This is a genomic window from Cupriavidus pauculus (assembly GCF_008693385.1).
Classification (GTDB): Bacteria; Pseudomonadota; Gammaproteobacteria; order Burkholderiales; family Burkholderiaceae; genus Cupriavidus; species Cupriavidus pauculus_D.
Genome location: NZ_CP044065.1, coordinates 3,635,736 through 3,655,000, shown reverse-complemented (window position 1 = coordinate 3,655,000; position 19,265 = coordinate 3,635,736). Strand labels below are relative to the sequence as shown.

At 67.1% G+C, this 19,265-nt stretch carries 20 protein-coding genes (1 of these 20 only partly in view); 15 read left to right on the top strand and 5 right to left on the bottom strand.

The window, feature by feature from the left end; all coding sequences use genetic code 11:
• Positions 1-767: the 5' portion of an enoyl-CoA hydratase gene (locus FOB72_RS16845; RefSeq protein WP_150373630.1), read on the bottom strand. 10 nt of this gene lie to the left of the window's left edge; the window shows 767 of its 777 coding nt (coding positions 1-767); it begins with the start codon at positions 765-767; its stop codon lies beyond the left edge, outside the window.
• A 102-nt stretch (positions 768-869) separates the two neighbouring features.
• On the opposite strand from FOB72_RS16845, the gene FOB72_RS16840 reads away from it, so the two are divergent.
• The 4 genes from FOB72_RS16840 (at position 870) to paaK (ending at position 3,801) form a co-directional block, all read left to right on the top strand.
• Positions 870-1,124 carry an RNA-binding protein gene (locus FOB72_RS16840; protein WP_150373629.1) on the top strand — a complete coding sequence of 85 codons (255 nt, stop codon included), beginning with the start codon at positions 870-872 and terminating at the stop codon, positions 1,122-1,124.
• An 81-nt stretch (positions 1,125-1,205) separates the two neighbouring features.
• Positions 1,206-2,003, top strand: a complete 798-nt coding sequence (paaG, locus tag FOB72_RS16835) for a 2-(1,2-epoxy-1,2-dihydrophenyl)acetyl-CoA isomerase PaaG (RefSeq protein ID WP_150373628.1) — start codon at positions 1,206-1,208, stop codon at positions 2,001-2,003.
• A 4-nt stretch (positions 2,004-2,007) separates the two neighbouring features.
• A complete protein-coding gene (paaI, locus tag FOB72_RS16830; protein ID WP_150373627.1) occupies positions 2,008-2,451 on the top strand; it encodes a hydroxyphenylacetyl-CoA thioesterase PaaI in 444 nt (147 codons plus the stop codon).
• A 21-nt stretch (positions 2,452-2,472) separates the two neighbouring features.
• Entirely contained in the window at positions 2,473-3,801 is a 1,329-nt protein-coding gene (gene paaK, locus FOB72_RS16825; RefSeq protein WP_150373626.1) for a phenylacetate--CoA ligase PaaK, read from the top strand.
• 13 nt (positions 3,802-3,814) lie between these two features.
• Here paaK and FOB72_RS16820 read toward each other — a convergent pair whose 3' ends face one another.
• Positions 3,815-4,933, bottom strand: a complete 1,119-nt coding sequence (locus FOB72_RS16820; protein ID WP_223851369.1) for a murein transglycosylase A — start codon at positions 4,931-4,933, stop codon at positions 3,815-3,817.
• Between the two features lie 97 nt (positions 4,934-5,030).
• Between FOB72_RS16820 and FOB72_RS16815 the strand changes: the two genes are divergently transcribed.
• Positions 5,031-5,240 carry a hypothetical protein gene (locus FOB72_RS16815; RefSeq protein ID WP_150373624.1) on the top strand — a complete coding sequence of 70 codons (210 nt, stop codon included), beginning with the start codon at positions 5,031-5,033 and terminating at the stop codon, positions 5,238-5,240.
• Positions 5,241-5,248: 8 nt separating this feature from the next.
• Here FOB72_RS16815 and apaG read toward each other — a convergent pair whose 3' ends face one another.
• Positions 5,249-5,623 carry a Co2+/Mg2+ efflux protein ApaG gene (apaG, locus tag FOB72_RS16810; RefSeq protein ID WP_150373623.1) on the bottom strand — a complete coding sequence of 125 codons (375 nt, stop codon included), beginning with the start codon at positions 5,621-5,623 and terminating at the stop codon, positions 5,249-5,251.
• Between the two features lie 125 nt (positions 5,624-5,748).
• Between apaG and rpe the strand changes: the two genes are divergently transcribed.
• From rpe to FOB72_RS16770, 8 genes are all read left to right on the top strand, one after another.
• Positions 5,749-6,444 carry a ribulose-phosphate 3-epimerase gene (gene rpe, locus FOB72_RS16805; RefSeq protein WP_342051552.1) on the top strand — a complete coding sequence of 232 codons (696 nt, stop codon included), beginning with the start codon at positions 5,749-5,751 and terminating at the stop codon, positions 6,442-6,444.
• The gene (gph, locus tag FOB72_RS16800) at positions 6,441-7,166 is read left to right on the top strand and encodes a phosphoglycolate phosphatase (protein ID WP_150373621.1); all 726 of its coding nucleotides are present in this window, start codon (positions 6,441-6,443) and stop codon (positions 7,164-7,166) included. The genes rpe and gph overlap by 4 nt, the downstream gene beginning before the upstream one ends.
• 422 nt (positions 7,167-7,588) lie before the next feature.
• Complete coding sequence (gene trpE / locus FOB72_RS16795; RefSeq protein WP_150373620.1) at positions 7,589-9,094, top strand: anthranilate synthase component I; 1,506 nt, start codon at positions 7,589-7,591, stop codon at positions 9,092-9,094.
• A gap of 19 nt (positions 9,095-9,113) precedes the next feature.
• Complete coding sequence (locus FOB72_RS16790; protein ID WP_150373619.1) at positions 9,114-9,704, top strand: anthranilate synthase component II; 591 nt, start codon at positions 9,114-9,116, stop codon at positions 9,702-9,704.
• A 56-nt stretch (positions 9,705-9,760) separates the two neighbouring features.
• Complete coding sequence (gene trpD / locus FOB72_RS16785; protein WP_150373618.1) at positions 9,761-10,789, top strand: anthranilate phosphoribosyltransferase; 1,029 nt, start codon at positions 9,761-9,763, stop codon at positions 10,787-10,789.
• A gap of 86 nt (positions 10,790-10,875) precedes the next feature.
• Entirely contained in the window at positions 10,876-11,679 is an 804-nt protein-coding gene (gene trpC, locus FOB72_RS16780) for an indole-3-glycerol phosphate synthase TrpC (RefSeq protein ID WP_150373617.1), read from the top strand.
• 14 nt (positions 11,680-11,693) lie between these two features.
• Complete coding sequence (locus tag FOB72_RS16775) at positions 11,694-12,332, top strand: CYTH domain-containing protein (RefSeq protein WP_150373616.1); 639 nt, start codon at positions 11,694-11,696, stop codon at positions 12,330-12,332.
• Positions 12,333-12,404: 72 nt separating this feature from the next.
• Positions 12,405-13,181: a uracil-DNA glycosylase gene (locus FOB72_RS16770; RefSeq protein WP_150373615.1), complete on the top strand. Its 777-nt coding sequence runs from the start codon at positions 12,405-12,407 to the stop codon at positions 13,179-13,181.
• 22 nt (positions 13,182-13,203) lie between these two features.
• On the opposite strand, the gene FOB72_RS16765 is transcribed toward FOB72_RS16770, so the two are convergent.
• Positions 13,204-13,491, bottom strand: coding sequence for an acylphosphatase (locus FOB72_RS16765; protein WP_150373614.1), 288 nt, complete (start codon positions 13,489-13,491; stop codon positions 13,204-13,206).
• 150 nt (positions 13,492-13,641) lie between these two features.
• Between FOB72_RS16765 and FOB72_RS16760 the strand changes: the two genes are divergently transcribed.
• Together FOB72_RS16760 and FOB72_RS16755 are read left to right on the top strand one after the other, a co-directional pair.
• Positions 13,642-15,384, top strand: a complete 1,743-nt coding sequence (locus FOB72_RS16760; protein ID WP_150373613.1) for an ABC transporter permease — start codon at positions 13,642-13,644, stop codon at positions 15,382-15,384.
• A gap of 20 nt (positions 15,385-15,404) precedes the next feature.
• On the top strand, positions 15,405-16,754 hold the full coding sequence (locus FOB72_RS16755; protein WP_150373955.1) for a nitrate/sulfonate/bicarbonate ABC transporter ATP-binding protein: 1,350 nt from the start codon (positions 15,405-15,407) through the stop codon (positions 16,752-16,754).
• A 23-nt stretch (positions 16,755-16,777) separates the two neighbouring features.
• Here the strand turns inward: FOB72_RS16755 and FOB72_RS16750 are convergent, their stop codons facing one another.
• Positions 16,778-19,234, bottom strand: a complete 2,457-nt coding sequence (locus FOB72_RS16750) for an FUSC family protein (protein WP_150373612.1) — start codon at positions 19,232-19,234, stop codon at positions 16,778-16,780.
• Positions 19,235-19,265: the final 31 nt, after the last annotated feature.

The following is a 19,265-nucleotide window of genomic DNA, read 5'->3' as shown; positions in this document are numbered from 1 at the left end:
TTGAAGTTGGCCGGGCGTTTTTCGACGAAGGCGGCCATGCCTTCCTTCTGGTCTTCGGTGGCGAACGTCGCATGGAACAGGCGGCGCTCGAAGTGCACGCCTTCGGCCAGCGACGTCTCGTAGGCGGCGTTGACCGACTCCTTGATCATCATGACCACGGGCAGCGAGTAGCCGGCGATCGTCTCGGCCGCGCCCACGGCTTCCTCGAGCAGCTTGTCCGCCGCCACGACGCGGGAGACCAGGCCGGCGCGTTCGGCTTCGGCCGCGTCCATCATGCGCGCGGTCAGGCACAGGTCCATGGCCTTGGCCTTGGACACCGCGCGCGGCAGGCGCTGGGTGCCGCCGGCGCCCGGCATCGTGCCGAGCTTCACCTCCGGCTGGCCGAACTTTGCCGTGTCCGCGGCAATGATGATGTCGCACATCATCGCGAGCTCGCAGCCCCCGCCCAGCGCGTAGCCGCCCACCGCGGCGATGACGGGCTTGCGGATACGGCGGATGGTTTCCCAGTTGCGGGTGATGTAGTCGCCCTTGTAGACGTCCATGAACGAGTACTTGGCCATCATGCCGATGTCCGCGCCGGCCGCGAAGGCGCGCTCGCTGCCCGTAATGACGATGCAGCCGACCGCCTCGTCTTCATCGAACGCCGTCAGCGCCGCGCCGAGGTCGTCCATCAGCGCGTCATTGAGCGCGTTGAGTGCCTTGGGGCGGTTCAGGGTCACGATTCCGACGCGGCCGCGTGTTTCCACGAGGATGTTCTCGTACGACATGTCTGCTCCTTGTTATGACTGCTGGCTAGTGTAACGAGTGCTGCCTGTCTTTTCGCGACCTGGGGGCATAGACTCAGGCTTGCGCACATCGAGGAGCACATCATGTCACGCCTCATGCTGACGAACATCGATCCCGATGCGTCCGATGACGACGTCCACGCTTTTCTCCGCAAGTACGGTCTGCCCGATTCCAACATCCTCGAGCGCCTGGAAGGCGACGGCACGCGTCCCGCCGTGGTGCTGACCTACGACGACGTCGACGCCGAGACGCTCCACAAATTCTCCGAACGTATCCACCACATGTACTGGCGCGGCCGCGAACTCGTGGCCGAGGTCATGCACGACAGGTTCGCCTGATCGCGGGCCATCAGGGATATTGCCGATATTTACCGACCGCGTGGTCGGTTAATTTCCACATGATGCCCCGGGGAGACCGTCATGCGTTCGTCGCTCGATACCGGCCCGATCCTGCTGCAGTGGCAAGGCGATGTCGCCATGGTCACGCTCAATCGGCCCGACAAGCTCAATAGTTTCACGCGCGCCATGCACGAGGCGCTGCGCGGCGCGCTGGACCGCGTGGAAGCGGGCGGCGCGCGGGCGCTGCTGCTGACCGGCGCGGGACGCGGCTTCTGCGCGGGGCAGGACCTGGCCGACCTCGATTTCACACCCGGCAGCGCGACCGACCTCGGCACGCTGATCGACGACCACTTCAATCCGCTGGTGCGGCGGCTGCAGGCGATGCCGCTGCCCGTGATCGCGGCCGTCAACGGCACGGCGGCCGGTGCGGGCGCCAATCTGGCGCTCGCGTGCGACATCGTGATTGCCGCGCGGTCCGCGAGCTTTATCCAGGCGTTCGTGAAGATCGGGCTCGTGCCCGACTCCGGCGGCACGTGGTTCCTGCCGCAGCGCGTGGGGATGGCACGGGCCATGGGGCTGGCCATGACCGGCAACAAGCTGTCTGCCGAGGAGGCGGAAAATTGGGGGCTGATCTGGGAGACGCTCGACGATCCGCTGCTGCACGAGCAGGCGCTGGCGCTGGCCACGCAACTGGCGGCGCAGCCCACGCGCGCGCTGGCCGCGATCAAGCAGTCGATGCGGGCGGGGCTGACCCATACGCTCGACGCGCAGCTCGACCTCGAACGCGACCTGCAGCGCGACCTCGGCCGCTCGCACGACTATACCGAGGGGGTGAATGCATTCCTCGAGAAGCGCGCGCCCCGCTTCACCGGTGAATGACCCCGTGAACCGCGACGCGCAGGCACTGGCCGAAGCCGCGGCGACGGCAATGTACGACGCCGACGCATGCAGCCGCTGGCTCGGCATGGTCGTGGAAGCCGTGCGGCCCGGCTACGCGCGGCTGTCGATGCCGATCCGCCCCGAATTCCTCAATGGCCACGGCACCTGCCATGGCGGGCTGATGTTCACGCTTGCCGATTCGGCCTTCGCGTTCGCCTGCAACAGCCACAACGTGAATACCGTGGCGGCCGGCTGCAGCGTCGAGTTCCTGCGGCCCGTGCTGGGCGGGGACACGCTGACGGCGGAGGCCGTCGAGCAGGTCCTCTCCGGGCGCCATGGCATCTACGATGTGCGCGTGACGAACCGGGCCGGAGAGCCCGTGGCGATGTTTCGCGGCAAGTCCGCGCAGATCCGGGGGCATGTGGTCGAGCCGCTTCCGGGTACCTGAGACGACCGACAGGAGACTCCCATGCGCCCTGCCCCCAGCGCGTTCCAGACCGACCTGCCGCTCGAGCCGATCGAGACCGCCAGCCGCGAGGCACTCCAGGACCTGCAGATCGAACGGCTCAAATGGTCGCTGCGCCATGCGTACGACAACTCGCCGGTCTATCGCCGCAAGTTCGACGAGGCCGGCGTGCATCCGGACCAGCTGCGGTCGCTGGCCGATCTCGCGCGGTTTCCGTTCACGACCAAGCAGGACCTGCGCGACCACTATCCGTTCGGGATGTTCGCGGTACCGCAGGATCGCGTGGCGCGGATCCATGCGTCGTCCGGGACCACGGGCAAGCCGACCGTGGTCGGCTATACGCTGCGCGACATCGATACGTGGGCGACCGTGATGGCGCGTTCGATCCGCGCGTCCGGGGCGCGGCGCGGGGACAAGGTGCATGTGAGCTACGGCTACGGGCTGTTCACGGGCGGGCTTGGCGCCCACTACGGCGTGGAGCGCTGCGGGCTCACGGCGATTCCGTTCGGCGGCGGCCAGACCGAGCGGCAGGTGCAGCTGATCCTCGACTTCCGTCCCGACATCATCATGGTCACGCCGAGCTATATGCTGGCGATTGCCGACGAGCTCGAGCGCCAGGGCGTGGATCCGGCCTCGACCTCGCTGCGCCTCGGCATCTTCGGCGCCGAACCGTGGACGCCCGAGATGCGGCTGGCGATCGAGAAACGGCTCGGCATCTCGGCCGTCGATATCTACGGGCTCTCCGAGGTCATGGGGCCCGGCGTGGCCAACGAGTGCGCGGAGACCAAGGATGGCCCGACGATCTGGGAGGACCATTTCTACCCCGAGATCATCGACCCCGATACCGGCGAGGTGCTGCCCGACGGCGCATTCGGCGAACTCGTGTTCACGTCGCTGACCAAGGAGGCGATGCCCGTGGTCCGCTATCGCACGCGCGACCTCACGCGGCTGCTGCCCGGGACGGCGCGGCCCGCCTTCCGCCGCATGGAGAAGGTGACGGGCCGCGCGGACGACATGATGATCGTGCGCGGGGTCAATGTGTTTCCGTCGCAGATCGAGGAACTGATCCTGCGGCATGCGGAACTGGCGCCGCACTATCAGTGCGTGCTCGGCAAGGAGGGCCCGCTGGACACGCTGACCGTGCGCGTGGAGTGCGCACACGGGGCGAGTCCGGCCGATGCGGCCGGCGCGCGGACGACGCTCGCGCACGATATCAAGGCCTATATCGGCGTGAGCGCGGCGATCGACGTGCTGCCCGTGGGCGGGATCGAGCGCTCGGTCGGCAAGGCGCGGCGGATTGTCGACCAACGCGTCGACCAACGCCCGCGCTGAGCCGACGCCTGCCTCAGCTCCGGGGCATCAGCACCCACATGCGGCCGCCCTGCTTCATGCGGCCCGCGGTCTCGCCGGCCGCGTCGCCCGCGCCCCAGAAGAAGTCCGCGCGCACGCCGCCGCGGATGGCCGAGCCCGTGTCCTGCGCGAACATCAGGCGCTGGATCGGCTCCGTCGAGAGCGGCCGGGTCGTGGACAGGAACACAGGCACCCCAAGCGGAATCGTGGCCGGATCCACCGCGATCGAGCGTTCGGCGGTCAGCGGCACGCCGAGCGCGCCCACCGGGCCCTCATTGGTCGGGGGCAGTTCGCGGAAGAACACGAAGCGCGGATTGACGTTGAGCATCTCCTCGACGCGGGCCGGATTGGCGCGCGCCCAGGCCTTGATGCCCTGCATCGTGGCCTGCACGGGGGTGATCTCGCCGCGGTCCAGCAGCCATTTGCCGATCGAGCGGAACGGCTGGTCGTTGGTCCCGCCAAACCCGACGCGCATCATCGTGCCGTCCGGAAGCCGGATACGGCCCGAGCCCTGGATCTGGAGGAAGGCCGCTTCCACGGCGTCATCGACCCAGACCAGCTCGTTGCCGCGCATGGCCGGGTTCTGCATGAGTTCGCCGCGCGCGGGCAGCGGGCCCTTGCCCATCGTGGGCGGGCGCCGGTACAGCGGCACCTGGTACGGGCCCTGGCGCGTGCGCGAGCCATGCAGGATCGGTTCGTAGTAGCCCGTGATCAGCCCGCTGTCCGTGCCGTCGCCATTGACCACGCGGTACGGCTGGAAGTTGGTCTCGAAATACTCGCGCATCGCGGGCAGGTCGCCCGCATCGACCATGATGCCGACCGAGCAGACACGGTTCCAGTCGGGACGCTTCTTGAGCGCCTGGCAGCTGGCCAGCAGCGCGGGCCAGGCCGCGCGTACGTCGTCCGCGCTCCAGCCGCCGACCTCGTTCCAGCTGACGGCCTGCAGGCGGCCGGCCGCGGTCGAAGCCGGGGGTGGCGCGGTACCCGTGCCCGGCGTGGTGGCCGTGGGGCCGCCGGGGCCCTGTACACGTGGGGGCGGGCCGCTCGAGCAGCCGGCGAGCCAGATCGCCACGCTGGCCATCGCGGTCCAGCCGAGGCGGCGCCAGTTCGTCATTGCTTGATATCTCATCTGTGATCGAAGCCGTATCTCATACAATCGTCATTTGCATCGCACCGCTATCCCTGACGATTCCATTCCGAATGAGTTCCCGATGAGCCAGTTTCTGTCAGACCATCCGATGCTCGTGTTTGCGCTGGAGGCGGGCGCGGCCCTGTTCCTGCTCGTGTTCATCGTCGTCTGGACCATGGGCACCGCAAAGAAGAATCCGCGCCCCACGCGCGCGCCCGACGATCATCCCTCCCGCAACGGTGGCGCGAAGCCAGCGCAGGAGCAGGCGGAAACGGGCTCGCGCGAGTCCTGACCCCCGGGTCAGTGCAACATGCGCGGGAGCACGAGCGCGAATTCGGGAATGGGGACTTCGAAGCGGTGGCCGTCCTCGGCCACGCAGAAGTATTCGCCCTTCATCGAACCGACCGGGGTCGAAATGGTGGCCCAGCTCGTGTATTCGAAGTGCTCGCCCGGCTTGAGCAGCGGCTGGTGGCCCACCACGCCCAGGCCCGACACTTCCTGCGAGGCATTGTCGCTGTCGGTGATGACCCAGTGGCGCGAGATCAGCTGCGCGGCCACTTCGCCGGTATTGCGGATATTGATCGTGTAGGCGAAGGCGTAGCGCCCGCGCTCGGGGTCCGACTGGTCGGACAGGTACTGGGTACGTACCGTCACGGAAAATGCGTACTCGCTCATTGTCGGCAGGGCTTGTTGGCTCGAGGTGACCGCATTGTGCGGCAAGGCCCCGGCAGCGGCAAGCGGCCCGACAAGCGTAGAATACCGGCTCGTCTCAGCCCCAGCGCACCGCCCCCCACATTGTCATGACCACCTATCGCATCGCCCCCTCCATCCTCTCCGCCGACTTTGCCCGCCTGGGCGAGGAAGTCCGCCGTGTGACCGAGGCCGGCGCGGACTGGATCCACTTCGACGTGATGGACAACCATTACGTGCCCAACCTGACCGTGGGACCGCTGGTCTGCGAGGCCATCCGCCCGCATGTGACCGCTCCCATCGACGTGCACCTGATGGTCCGCCCGGTCGATCGGATCATCCCGGACTTTGCCAAGGCCGGCGCCAATATCATCACGTTCCACCCGGAAGCCAGCGAGCACGTCGATCGGTCGCTCGCGCTGATCCGCGACAACGGCTGCCAGGCCGGCCTCGTGTTCAACCCGGCCACGCCGCTGCATCACCTGGACCACGTGATGGATCGGCTGGACGTGATCCTGCTGATGTCGGTGAACCCGGGCTTTGGCGGCCAGTCGTTCATTCCCGAGACGCTGAACAAGCTGCGCGCGGTGCGTGCCCGCATCGACGCCTACGCCGAACGCACGGGCCGGAAGATCCTGCTGGAAGTGGACGGCGGCGTAAAGGTGGACAACATTGCCGAGATCGCGGCGGCCGGCGCCGATACGTTCGTGGCGGGCTCCGCGGTATTTGGCAAGCCCGATGCCGATGGCGGCTACAAGGGCATCATCGGCGCGCTGCGCGAACAGCTGGCGAAGGTTGGCCAATGACCGTCGAAATCCTGCGCCGCACCGACTGGAGCGGCATTCAAGGCGTGATCGTCGACCTCGACGGCACGATGGTCGATACGGCCGGTGACTTCCACGCCGCCATCAACGCGATGCTGCTGGCGCTGGCGCACGCCCATCCGGAGCTCGGCCCCGTGGAGCCGATGTCCGCGCAGGCGATCGTCAGTTTCGTCGGCAAGGGCTCCGAGAACCTGATCCGGCGCGTGCTCGAGACGCGCCTGCCGCAGCAGGCCACCGCGCTGTTCGACGAGGCCTACGACCTCTACGACCGCGAATACGTGCGCATCAACGGCCAGTTCTCGTCGGTCTACCCCAACGTGCGGGAAGGTCTGGCGGCGCTCAAGGCGGCCGGTCTGCGGCTGGCCTGCGTGACGAACAAGCCGGAGAACTTCACCACGCCGCTGCTCGCGCGCACCGGTCTGGACCAGTATTTCGAGCTCGTCTACGGCGGCGACGCGTTCGCGCTGCGCAAGCCGGATCCGTACCCGCTGCTGCAGGTGGCGCAGGCCTTCCGGCTGCAGCCGTCGGCCATGCTGGCCATCGGCGACTCCGAGAACGACGCCCGCGCCGCGCGCGCGGCCGGCATCGGTGTGCTGCTGATGCCATATGGCTACAACCATGGGAACCCTGTACAAGGCGTCGACGCCGATGGTATAGTCGCCGACATTGCGCGCGTTGCTGCCCTTCTGGCCGCACGGCGTTAGTCACAGCGTCAATAGCAGCGTTAGTCACAGCGTCAATTCATCGCAAGTCAATCACCTGAACGTCAATGTTCGTCAACCGCAAACGCATCTCTTCTGGCAGTGATCGGCAGGCTTGGCCCTGGCGTCGCTGGCACGCCTCCATCCAGGCGTAAGGTGCGTTCGCGAGTCTCCTGACAGTTCCCAGCAGATCCCATCCTGCCGCACCGTAATGCAGGGCCGCCCATGACGGGCGCCTGTGCTACGGTTAGCTCCACGAACGCGCCGCACGCCACCCCGAGCCGTGTGCGCCCTTGTCCGCAAGCCATCGTCACACGGTCCATACCCCGGGGGCGGATCCGTGCATGCATGCATCCGCCTCTTGCCGACATCGCGGTGCCGCGTCCCCACCTGTCCATGACGGGTGCCGCAAGCAGAGGATCGACATGACAGAACTCGAATTCAAATCGCTGGCCGATCAGGGCTACAACCGCATTCCGCTGATCGCGGAGGCGCTGGCCGATCTGGAAACCCCGCTCTCGCTGTACCTCAAGCTGGCGCAGTCGCAGACGCGCGGCGTGAACACCTTCCTGCTGGAGTCGGTGGTCGGCGGCGAGCGCTTCGGCCGCTATTCGTTCATCGGCCTGCACGCCCGCACGCTGCTGCGCGCCTATGGCGAGCGCGTGGAAGTGGTCACCGACGGCAAGGTCGTGGAGACGCACGAAGGCAACGCGCTCGATTTCATCGCGACGTTCGAGAGCCGCTTCAAGGTGGCGCTGCGCCCGGGCCTGCCACGGTTCTGCGGCGGTCTTGCCGGTTACTTCGGCTACGACGCGGTCCGCTATATCGAGAAGACGCTGGCCGGCACGCAGAAGCCGGACGACCTGAACCTCCCCGATATCCAGCTGCTGCTGTGCGAGGAACTGGCCGTCATCGACAACCTGTCGGGCAAGCTCTACCTGATCGTCTACGCCGACCCGACCACGCCGGAAGCCTATTCCCGCGCGCGCCAGCGTCTGCGAGAACTGCGCATGAAGCTGCGTCAACCCGTGGACGTGCCGGTGACCAGCCCGTCGGTGCAGACCGAGGTGTACCGCGAGTTCGCGAAGGCGGACTATCTGTCCGCCGTGCACAAGGCCAAGGAATACATCATGGCCGGCGACATGATGCAGGTGCAGATCGGCCAGCGCCTGATGAAGCCGTATCGCGACGCGCCGCTGTCGCTGTACCGCGCGCTGCGTTCGCTGAACCCGTCGCCGTACATGTACTTCTACAACTTCGGCGACTTCCAGGTGGTGGGGGCTTCGCCGGAAATTCTGGTGCGGCAGGAGACGCGCAAGGTCGAGAACGATACCTCGCGCGTGATCACGATTCGCCCGCTGGCCGGCACGCGTCCGCGCGGCAACACGCCCGAGCGCGATGCCCAGCTGGCCACGGAACTGCTCAACGATCCGAAGGAGATTGCCGAGCATGTGATGCTGATCGACCTCGCGCGCAACGATATCGGCCGCATCGCCGAGATCGGCTCGGTCAAGGTGACCGACAAGATGGTCATCGAAAAGTATTCGCACGTGCAGCATATCGTGAGCTCGGTGGAAGGCACGCTGCGCGACGGCATGACCAACCTCGACGTGCTGCGCGCGACGTTCCCGGCGGGCACGCTGTCGGGCGCGCCCAAGGTGCGCGCGATGGAGATCATCGACGAACTGGAACCGCGCAAGCGCGGCATCTATGGCGGCGCGGTGGGCTATCTGTCGTTCGGCGGCGAGATGGACCTCGCGATCGCGATCCGCACGGGCATCATCAAGGACGGCAATCTCTATGTGCAGGCGGCAGCGGGCATCGTTGCCGATTCGGACCCCGAATCCGAATGGAAAGAGACCGAGGCGAAGGCGCGCGCCGTGATCCGCGCTGCCGAACAAGTCCAGGACGGCCTGGACACCGAGCTCTGAACCGGACAGGAGAATTGCCATGCTGCTGATGATCGACAACTACGATTCGTTCACCTACAACCTGGTGCAGTACTTCGGCGAGCTCGGCGAAGACGTGCGCACCTATCGCAACGACGAGATCACGATCGCGGAGATCGAGGCACTGAAGCCCGACCATATCGTCGTGTCGCCGGGACCGTGCAGCCCGCGCGAAGCCGGTATCTCCATCGACGTGCTGAAACATTTCGCGGGCAAGGTACCGCTGCTGGGCGTGTGCCTGGGCCATCAGGCCATCGGCGACGCGTTCGGCGGCAAGGTGATTCGCGCCAAGCAGGTGATGCACGGCAAGGTCAGCACGATCGAGACCACGCAGGACGGCGTGTTCGCCGGCCTGCCCAGACACTTCGACGTGACGCGCTATCATTCGCTGGCCATCGAACGCGAGACGCTGCCGGACTGCCTCGAGGTCACCGCATGGACGCCCGATGGCGAGATCATGGGCGTGCGGCACAAGACGCTGGCCGTCGAGGGCGTGCAGTTCCATCCGGAGTCCATCCTGTCGGAACACGGGCATGCGCTGCTGGCCAACTTCCTGAAGACGCCGCGGCATCCTGCGGAGCCCGCGAAGTGAGGCGGCTCGATACGCCCGGACTCACCGCCACCGACCCTAGCCAACCGAACACCGCCATGTCCATCACGCCACAGGAAGCGCTCACCCGCTGCATCGAACACCGCGAGATCTTTCATGACGAGATGCTGCACCTGATGCGGCAGATCATGCAGGGCCAGATCTCGCCCGTGATGGCCGCGGCCATCCTGACCGGCCTGCGCGTGAAGAAGGAAACGATCGGCGAGATCTCGGCGGCCGCGCAGGTGATGCGCGAGTTCGCGAACAAGGTGCCGGTGGCGGACCGCGAGAACTTCGTCGATATCGTCGGGACCGGCGGCGACGGTTCGCATACGTTCAATATCTCCACGGCGTCGATGTTCGTCGCGGCGGCGGCTGGCGCCAGGATCGCGAAGCACGGCAATCGAGGCGTGAGCTCGAAGTCGGGCAGCGCGGACGTGCTGGAGGCGCTCGGCGTCAATATCATGCTGACGCCCGAGCAGGTGGGCGAGTGCATCGCGCAGACCGGCATCGGCTTCATGTTCGCGCCGACCCATCATCCGGCCATGAAGAACGTGGCGCCGATCCGCAAGGAAATGGGCGTGCGCACGATCTTCAATATCCTCGGGCCGCTGACCAATCCCGCCGATGCCCCGAATATCCTGATGGGCGTGTTCCATCCCGACCTCGTCGGCATTCAGGTGCGCGTGATGGAGCGCCTGGGCGCGAAGCATGCGATCGTCGTCTACGGCAAGGATGGCATGGACGAGGTATCGCTCGGCGCGGCCACGATGGTCGGCGAGCTCAAGGATGGCGAAGTGCGCGAGTACGAGATCCACCCCGAGGACTTCGGCCTGTCGATGATCTCCAACCGCGGCCTCAAGGTGGCGGACGCGGCCGAGTCGAAGGAGATGGTGCTCGAGGCGCTGACCAATGTGACCGGCACCCCGCGCGAGATCGTGACGCTGAACGCGGGCACCGCGCTGTACGCGGCCAACGTGGCGTCGTCGATCGAGGACGGCATCGGCCGCGCGCGCGAAGCGATTGCAAGCGGCGCCGCGCGCGAGAAGCTCGACCAGTTCGTGCGCGCCACCCAGCAGTTCCGATAAGACCGGTTGCTCCCGCAACAGTCTGCGGGAACCCCGGCGCCCCGTGCGCTTACCAACCCGGTTGGCACACATCGAAAAGTATCGCCATGTCAGACATCCTGCAGAAAATCCTGGCCGTGAAGGCCGATGAAGTGAACGCCGCGCGCAAGGTGCGCGACCTGCCCAGCCTGCGCGCCGAGGCCGAGAGCCTGCGCACCGAGGCAGGCCTCGCGCCGCGCGGGTTCGAGCGGGCCATTCGCGAGAAGATCGCGGCCGGCCATGCGGGCGTGATCGCCGAGGTCAAGAAGGCGTCGCCGTCCAAGGGCGTGCTGCGCGAGCACTTCGTGCCGGAGGCCATTGCCGAGAGCTACGCCACGCACGGCGCGGCCTGCCTGTCGGTGCTGACCGACGTGAATTTCTTCCAGGGCCATGCGGACTTCCTCAAGCGCGCGCGCGGCGCGTGCCCGCTGCCGGCGCTGCGCAAGGACTTCATGATCGACCTCTATCAGGTCTATGAAGCGCGCACGTGGGGGGCCGACTGCATCCTGCTGATCGTGGACGCGCTCGATCCGGGCCTGATGGCGGAGCTCGAAGCCTGCGCGCACGAGCTCGGTATGGACGTGCTCGTGGAAGTGCACGGCCCGGACGAGCTCGATCGCGCGCTGCGGCTCAAGACGCCGCTGCTCGGCGTGAACAACCGCAACCTGCGCACGTTCGAGGTGTCGCTGGACAACACGCTGGACCTGCTGCCGCGCATGCCCGTTGAACGGCTGGTGGTGACCGAGTCCGGCATTCTCGGTCCGGACGACGTCAAGCGCATGCGCGAGGCGAACGTGCACGCGTTCCTCGTGGGCGAGGCCTTTATGCGCGCGCCCGAGCCCGGCGTGGAACTCGCGCGACTGTTCGCGTAAGGCGAGTTGCATTCATGGGTCGCGAGATCGAGCTGAAGCTGTCCGTGCCGGACGACGCACTGGCCGTGGTGTCGGGCTGGCTGGACCAGCATGGCGAGGCGTGTGGCGAGGTGACCATGCTCAATGTGTACCTCGACACGCCCGCGCGCGATCTGGCGCGGGCGCGTGCCGCGCTACGGCTGCGACGAAAAGACACGCAGTGGCTGCAGACGCTGAAGACCGTCGGCCAGAGCGTGGGCGGCATGACATCGCGCAACGAGTGGGAAACGCCGGTGGCCGGCGAGGCGATCGAGCTGCATCGCTTTCCCGACGCGGCGCGCAAGGTGCTGGCGCCGCTGATGACGCAGCTTGCGCCCGCGTTCCGTACCGACTTCGTGCGCCGGACGTGGATCGTCGAGCAGGATGGCGCGCGCATCGAGGCCGCGCTCGATACGGGCACGATCAGCGCGGCGGGTGTGGCGGCCATCGACCCGATTCAGGAGCTCGAGCTCGAATGGCTGTCCGGCGACGAAGCAAACGCCGAGACGGCGTTGCGCGCGCTGGGCGAACGGTTGCGTGCGGTGGCCCCGCTGACGCCGTCCGATCTCAGCAAGGCCGCGCGCGGTTATCGTCTGACGGAACCGCCCGCGTCCTCCTCCGCGCCCGTCGCGTAACGGCTGCCGACTGTCACCTCGACTCTCAGCCCTCGACTGTCAGCCCTCCCTATCCCGCCCCTTTTCTACCGCATGCAAGCCGATCTGTTCGCCACGCCCGCCACACCCGCCACGCCCGCGTCCAAGCCCGCCATCGTCGATAGCGTGCAGACGCAGGTCGATGCCCTGCCCGCCGCATGGCGCGCCTTGCTGGCGCCGTGCCTGACGGGCAGCGCATGGGACGACCTGTGCCGCTTTGTCGATGGTGAACGCGCGGCCGGCAAGCCGGTGTTTCCGCATGCGGTATTCCACGCGCTGCATCTGACGCCGCCCGAAGCGGTACAGGTCGTGATCCTCGGGCAGGACCCGTATCACGGCACGGGCACGGTCGGTGGCGCAGAGGTGCCGCAGGCGCATGGGCTGGCGTTCTCGGTGCCCGCGGGCGTCAAGGTGCCGCCGAGCCTGCGAAATATCTTCAAGGAGATCGGGGCCGAGTACGGCGTGGACGGCGTACGCGGCTCGGGCAACCTCGAAGGCTGGGCGCGTCAGGGCGTGCTGCTGCTGAACACCGTGCTCACGGTCGAGCAGGGCCAGGCGGCCAGCCATGCGAAGCGCGGGTGGGAGGCGGTGACCGATTGCCTGATCCACGCGCTCGCGGCCGCGCGGCCGCATCTCGTATTCATGCTGTGGGGCAGCCATGCGCAGGCCAAGCGCGCGCTGCTCGCGGGTGACGATCATTGCGTGCTCGAGGCTCCGCACCCGTCGCCGCTCTCGGCGCATCGCGGTTTTCTGGGCTGCGGGCATTTCCGCGCGGCCAACGATTTCCTGGCCCGGCATGGGCGGCCGGGTATCGACTGGCTGGCTAGCTGAGCCAGCCGAGCCAGCTGTAACGTCAGGCCGTCGGCAACCAGTCGAAACGGTCGAACCGGTCGAAAGGACCCTCCCCCGTTTTGGCATCGACCCGCGAGACGCGCGCGGCGGGCGGGCCCTTCTGCATCCATTCCCGCAATGCCTCGAGCCGTTCGATTGGACCGGCGGCCATGACCTCGACCGTACCATCGGTCCGGTTGCGGACCCAGCCCGTCAGGCCGAGCGCCGTTGCGCGCTCGAGGCAGGCGGCGCGGTAGCCCACGCCCTGGACCACGCCGTGGGCGGTCAGATGCCAGATGTCTTGTGTCATCGGGATGTCGGTGGGTTGTCGAAAATCGATCGGATAGCCAGCAGCATACGTCCATCGCCCTAGGTAAACTACCTAGCCCGTTCGCGCGTTAGGGGAATGACAACGCGCGCTCCGTGTGCTCCGGACGCTGCTTTCCACCGGGGCCCGCCCATGCCAACGAACCACGACCGTACCGCCGCGCCCGGCTACGACGGGCAGCTGCTGACCGCGCCGCCAAATCGCTTCGACTTCGCGCTGCTGCCGATCATTCTCGCCGTGATCGTCATCGTCGCGTACACCGCGCAGCAGATGAACGTGCCCTACCAGCCCGGCGAGGCGCTGGACGTGCGGCTCGACGTCGCCTACCTGCCCTACTACCTGATGCGCACGAGCATCCGCATGCTGGCCGCGCTCGGCGCGTCGCTGCTGTTCTCGTTCGCGTTCGCGGCGCTCGCCTCGAAGAACCGCACGGCGGAGAAGATCCTCGTGCCGGCGCTCGATATCCTGCAGTCGATTCCCGTGCTCGGCTTTCTGTCGATCACGGTCACCGGCTTTATCGCGCTGTTTCCGGGCAGCCTCGCCGGCGTGGAATGCGCGGCGATCTTCGCGATCTTCACGTCGCAGGCGTGGAACATGGCGTTCAGCCTCCATCAGTCGTTCCGCACGATTCCCGGCGATCTGCTCGAAGCGGCGACGATGCTGCGCCTGTCCGCATGGCAGCGCTTCTGGCGCCTCGAGGTCCCCTACGCGATGCCGGGCCTGCTGTGGAACATGATGATGTCGATGTCGGGCGGCTGGTTCTTCGTCGTCGCGTCGGAAGCCATCTCGGTATCGGGGCACGACATCCGCCTGCCAGGCATCGGCTCGTATATCGCGCTCGCGATCCAGCAGCAGAACCTGGCCGCGATCGGCTGGGCGATCGTCGCGATGCTGGTCGGCATCGTGCTGTACGACCAGCTGCTGTTCCGGCCGCTGGTCGCATGGGCCGATCGTTTCCGCTTCGAGACGCTGTCGCAGGACGATGCGCCGCAGTCGTGGGTGCTGAACCTGCTGCGGCGGTCGGCATGGGTGCATACGCTGCTGAAGGCCACCGCCGCGCTGGCGGGACGCTCGCTGGCGTGGAGCGCGCGGCATCGCCTGGTCGGGCGCCCCGCCCCGGTGCCCGTGCGCGCGGGGTGGAAGGACCGCGCGCGCGATGGCGCGATCCTGCTCGTCGCGCTGATCGCGCTCGGGCGCGTGCTGTGGTTCGTGCATGGCGAGGTGGGCTGGGCCGAGGCGGCGCATGTGCTGTGGCTTGGCGTGCTGACGATGACGCGCGTGATCGTGCTCATCGCCATCGCCGCGGTGATCTGGGTGCCGATCGGCATCCGCATCGGCCTGAATCCGTCGCTGGCGCGCATTGCCCAGCCGATCGCGCAGTTCCTCGCGGCATTCCCGGCCAACCTGATGTTTCCGATCGCGGTGATGGCAATCGTAAAGCTCGGCCTGAACCCCGAGATCTGGCTCAGTCCGCTGATGATCTTCGGCACGCAGTGGTACATCCTGTTCAATGTGGTGGCCGGGGCGTCGGGCATTCCGACCGAGCTGCGGCTGGCCGCGCGCAACTTCGGGCTGCGGGGCTGGCTCGTGTGGCGCCGCTTTCTGTTGCCGGCCGTGTTCCCGAGCCTGCTGACCGGACTCGTGACGGCGGCCGGCGGGTCGTGGAACGCGAGCATCGTGTCCGAGTACGTGACGTGGGGCGATCGCACGCTCGTCGCGACCGGGCTCGGCAGCTACATTGCCGAAATGACCGCGAAGGGCGACTTTCCGCGCATCGCGCTCGGCATCGGCGTCATGGCGCTGTTCGTGGTCGGGTTCAACCGGCTGCTGTGGAACCGGCTGTATGACATTGCGCAGTCGCGCAATCGACTCTAGGCCTCGGTGAGGATTGGATGATGGCGGATCAGGACAAGATCGTCGCAGGGGTGGCGGACAACGCGGCAGCGAAACCTCCCGTGATTGCGTTGCACAACGTGGGCAAGGTATTTCGCACGGCCGACCATGCCGATCGCTCGGTGCTCGAGGGGGTGAACCTGACCCTGCGCGAGGGCGAGATCGTGGCCATGCTCGGCCGCTCGGGCTCGGGCAAGTCCACCCTGCTGCGGATCATGGCGGGGCTCGTGGCGAGCGATCACGGCGAGGTACGGTTTCGCGGGCAGCCGCTGGCCGGCGCGGCCGAGGGCATCGCGATGGTATTCCAGTCGTTCGCGCTGTTTCCGTGGCTGTCCGTGCAGCAGAACGTGGAGCTCGGGCTCGAGGCGCAGGGCGTGCCCAAGGCCGAACGCGCGCGGCGCGCCGAGGCGGCGATCGATCTGATCGGCCTGTCCGGCTTCAACAGCGCATTGCCGCGCGAGTTGTCGGGCGGCATGCGGCAGCGGGTGGGCATTGCGCGCGCGCTGGTGACCGAACCCGATCTGCTGCTGATGGACGAAGCGTTCTCCGCGCTCGATGTACTGACCGGCGAGACGCTGCGCGACGAGATGATCGATCTGTGGGAGTCGGGGCGCGCGAATATTCGCAGCATCCTGATCGTTTCGCACAATATCGAAGAAGCGGTGATGATGGCCGACCGCATCGTGATTCTGTCGAGCGATCCGGGGCGCGTGCGGGCGGAAGTGAAGGTGCCGTTCCCGCGGCCGCGCAATCGCGACGATGCGCAGGTGCGCGCGTTGATCGACGAAGTGTATGCGCTGATGACCTCGCCCGCGGCGATGGGGCCGCGCATGGCGACGATGGCGGCCGCCCAGCAGATCGGCTTCCGTCTGCCCAATGCCGATATCAGCCGGATGGAAGGGATTCTCGATCTGCTGCTCGAGGCGCCCTTTCTCGGGCGCGCGGATCTGCCGCATCTGGCCAGCGAGGCCGGCCTCACCGATGACGAACTGCTGCCCGCGTGCGAGGCGCTGCAACTGCTGCAGCTTGCCACGCTCGAACGCGGCGATATCACGGCGACCGCGCTCGGGCGTGCCTACTATGCCGCGGAGCCCGCGGAGCGCAAGGTGCTGTTCGGGCGGCAGTTGCTGCGGCACGTGGCGCTGGCCGCCCATATCCGCCGCGAGCTCGAGGCCGCGGAGGATGGGGAAGTCGGCGAGGAGCAGGTGTTGCGCGAGCTCGAGGCGTTCCTCAAGCCCGAGGAGGCCGAGCGGGTGCTGGCGGTGGTCATCGCCTGGGGACGGTACGGGGAGATCTACGCTTACCAGTACAACAGCGGGATGTTGACGTTGCCGGCGCCGGACGATGAATGAATGCGCGAGCGCGCGACGCCGATTCAGTCTTCCTTCCGCATCGCCCGCCCGATCGCGCCTGTCCGTAGCGCGATCTTGGCCGTGTCCTCGCGCAGCGCGCGCAGGCGCCGTTCGAGCAACGCATTGGCCGCGCGGCCCGTGGAGCTCGCCGTGGAGGCGCCGTCGGGCGCGAACTGCGTGATCTCGCTGGCGCCGAGTTCGCCCGAAGTCGCGGCCTGCACCAGTACTTCCGCCTTGCGCCGGTCCGCCGAATCCGCGAGGCGCGCGCGGCGTTCGCTGGCGGCGTCGGCTTCGGCTTCCTTCTGATCCGCTTCCGCGAGGGCCTCGGCCTGCGCCTCGGGCTCGGCCACCGGTTGCGCCTCGTCCCGCGCGGCTGCCGGCGCTTCCGACGTCGCCATCAGGACATCGGCCGCACCGGCCTCGGTTGCCGCCAGGCCCGCCACCGCGACTTCCGCGGGCGTGCGGATAAAGCCCACACCGCGCGCGCCGTGGATCTCCTCGCCCTGCAGCCGCTCGCTCGCCAGCTCGAGGCTGCGCGTCGCGGCATCGGTCGCCTGCGCCACCGCCGCTTCCGCCGCCGGCAGGTCCAGCTCCGCGTAGTGCTGCCGCACCTGGATCCGCGCCGCCGCGATATGCGCGGCCACGAGGTAGTTCTGCAGAATGAAGCGATTCAGGTTGTCCACGGCCCGGTGCCGGCTGCGCGGCTCGTCGAGCATGCGCTGGAACGACGAGATCAGCGCGGACAGGCTGTCCATGAACTGCTTGCGCTGCACGCGATACGCAAAGTCGTCGCTGCTCTTGCGCAGCAGCAGGTCGCGCGTCGCCGCGATATAGCGGCGGTTGGCCTGCAACACGCTTTCGACGAGCTTCGGAATGGCGCGATACTCCCAGCTGGGCAGCACAAAGCTGAAGATCGACGCCACCACGCCGCCGATCACGGTATCGATCAGCCGCTCGCCCACCACGGTCTGGCTGCCCGGCGCCAGCAGGTTGATCTGAATGAGCACCTGCACGCAGGCCGCGATGGCCGTGTAGCGATACTTGATGGTGACGAATGTCGCGCTGGCCACGAGCGCCAGAAACAGCACCGCGAGCAGCGCCAGCGGATCGTGAATGAAACGCAGCACCACGACACTGATGATGCAGCCGATCAGCGTGCCGATGAGACGATCGTTGTAGCGCTGCTTGGTCGTGCTGAAGTTCGGCTTGAGGATCACGACGATCGTCAGCAGAATCCAGTAGCCATGCGAGGCGTACGGCAGATGGTCGCCGATCCACAGGCCCACGGCCACCGCCATCGTGATCCGCAGCGAGAACCGGAACGCCGGCGAACGCCAGTTCAGGTTGTCGCGGATGACGCCGAACTCGTACTTCTGGCGCGTGAGAAACGGCGTCATGTCCGAACCCGGCAGGACCTTGGCCGGTTCCACCGGCGTCCGCGAGGCCTCGTGCAGCTGGCCGATCAGCGTGATCGCGCCCTTGATCATCTCGAGCGTGTCCGACAGCGCCGTCATCGCCGAGGCCGGAATATGGTGATGGCGCAGCTGCGCGATCTCCTCTTCCACGCGGCGGATGGTCGGCGCGTAATCGACCGTGGCATACGAGGGCCGCCCGCGCGTCACGTCGAACGCGACTTCCTCCACGTCCTGCGACATCTTGCGCACAAGGTCGCGCAGATGGTCGAGCACCGGCGTGCCGCCGAAGACCTGCCGCAGCATCTGGTAGTCGGTGTTCGTCGACAGCACGTACTCGTAGAGATCGAGCATCCGCAGATGCACCTGCACGAGCAGCCCGTCGTGCATGGTCTTGTTGCCGCGCAGGACCAGATCGCGCGCGGCCTGCTGGCGCTCCGCGACCACCATCTGCTGCCGCACGAGCTGGTTGAACTGCTCGTCGAAGTCGTTGCCCGCGTCATAGAACGCGGACTTGATCTCGAGGTAGCGCGAGAGTTCATAGAGCGCCTCGGCCAGAATCTGCTGCCGCGTGCGTTGCTCGGTGATCCAGCTCACGGCCATTGCGTAGATCATGTACGCCATGGCGCCGGCGCCGAAAAGACCCGCGTGCGCGAAGGCCTTGCGCACGACGAATTCCTCGTTGACGGTCAGCGTCATGACGAACAGCGCCGAGAACTGCAGCGACATCGTCTTGTTGCCGTACACCGTGAGCATGCCCGCGAAGAACGTGACGGCCACGAGAACGAACGGCATCACGCGCGGGAACGGTACCGCCAGCGCAACGATCAGCGCCACGGCCGTACAGAGCAGCACGCTGGCCAGCATCTCGTTGAACTTGTGGTTCAGCGGGCTCGGCAGGTCCATCAGGCTCGTGCAGAGCGCGCCGATGGAGACCACCATCGCGCTCGGCAGGTCCATGACCTGCATCGCGAGCAGCGTAATGCCGATGACGCCCGTGGCCGAGCGCAGGCCACGGTAGATATAGTGGGAAAACAGGAACGTGCGGGGATCGTGCGCGTATTCCATGGGGCGAGGCGTTCGGGCGGCGGCGCGCGAT

What these genes read in the sequence shown, in the direction of transcription:
- FOB72_RS16750 (WP_150373612.1), bottom strand. Translation starts at nt 19,234, where the DNA reads ATGGAATACGCGCACGATCCCCGCACGTTCCTGTTTTCCCACTATATC.
- trpD (WP_150373618.1), top strand. Translation starts at nt 9,761, where the DNA reads ATGTCCATCACGCCACAGGAAGCGCTCACCCGCTGCATCGAACACCGC.
- apaG (WP_150373623.1), bottom strand. Translation starts at nt 5,623, where the DNA reads ATGAGCGAGTACGCATTTTCCGTGACGGTACGTACCCAGTACCTGTCC.
- paaG (WP_150373628.1), top strand. Translation starts at nt 1,206, where the DNA reads ATGCGTTCGTCGCTCGATACCGGCCCGATCCTGCTGCAGTGGCAAGGC.
- FOB72_RS16790 (WP_150373619.1), top strand. Translation starts at nt 9,114, where the DNA reads ATGCTGCTGATGATCGACAACTACGATTCGTTCACCTACAACCTGGTG.
- gph (WP_150373621.1), top strand. Translation starts at nt 6,441, where the DNA reads ATGACCGTCGAAATCCTGCGCCGCACCGACTGGAGCGGCATTCAAGGC.
- rpe (WP_342051552.1), top strand. Translation starts at nt 5,749, where the DNA reads ATGACCACCTATCGCATCGCCCCCTCCATCCTCTCCGCCGACTTTGCC.
- FOB72_RS16765 (WP_150373614.1), bottom strand. Translation starts at nt 13,491, where the DNA reads ATGACACAAGACATCTGGCATCTGACCGCCCACGGCGTGGTCCAGGGC.
- FOB72_RS16760 (WP_150373613.1), top strand. Translation starts at nt 13,642, where the DNA reads ATGCCAACGAACCACGACCGTACCGCCGCGCCCGGCTACGACGGGCAG.
- FOB72_RS16770 (WP_150373615.1), top strand. Translation starts at nt 12,405, where the DNA reads ATGCAAGCCGATCTGTTCGCCACGCCCGCCACACCCGCCACGCCCGCG.
- paaK (WP_150373626.1), top strand. Translation starts at nt 2,473, where the DNA reads ATGCGCCCTGCCCCCAGCGCGTTCCAGACCGACCTGCCGCTCGAGCCG.
- trpC (WP_150373617.1), top strand. Translation starts at nt 10,876, where the DNA reads ATGTCAGACATCCTGCAGAAAATCCTGGCCGTGAAGGCCGATGAAGTG.
- FOB72_RS16815 (WP_150373624.1), top strand. Translation starts at nt 5,031, where the DNA reads ATGAGCCAGTTTCTGTCAGACCATCCGATGCTCGTGTTTGCGCTGGAG.
- FOB72_RS16840 (WP_150373629.1), top strand. Translation starts at nt 870, where the DNA reads ATGTCACGCCTCATGCTGACGAACATCGATCCCGATGCGTCCGATGAC.
- FOB72_RS16755 (WP_150373955.1), top strand. Translation starts at nt 15,405, where the DNA reads ATGGCGGATCAGGACAAGATCGTCGCAGGGGTGGCGGACAACGCGGCA.
- FOB72_RS16775 (WP_150373616.1), top strand. Translation starts at nt 11,694, where the DNA reads ATGGGTCGCGAGATCGAGCTGAAGCTGTCCGTGCCGGACGACGCACTG.
- FOB72_RS16820 (WP_223851369.1), bottom strand. Translation starts at nt 4,933, where the DNA reads ATGACGAACTGGCGCCGCCTCGGCTGGACCGCGATGGCCAGCGTGGCG.
- trpE (WP_150373620.1), top strand. Translation starts at nt 7,589, where the DNA reads ATGACAGAACTCGAATTCAAATCGCTGGCCGATCAGGGCTACAACCGC.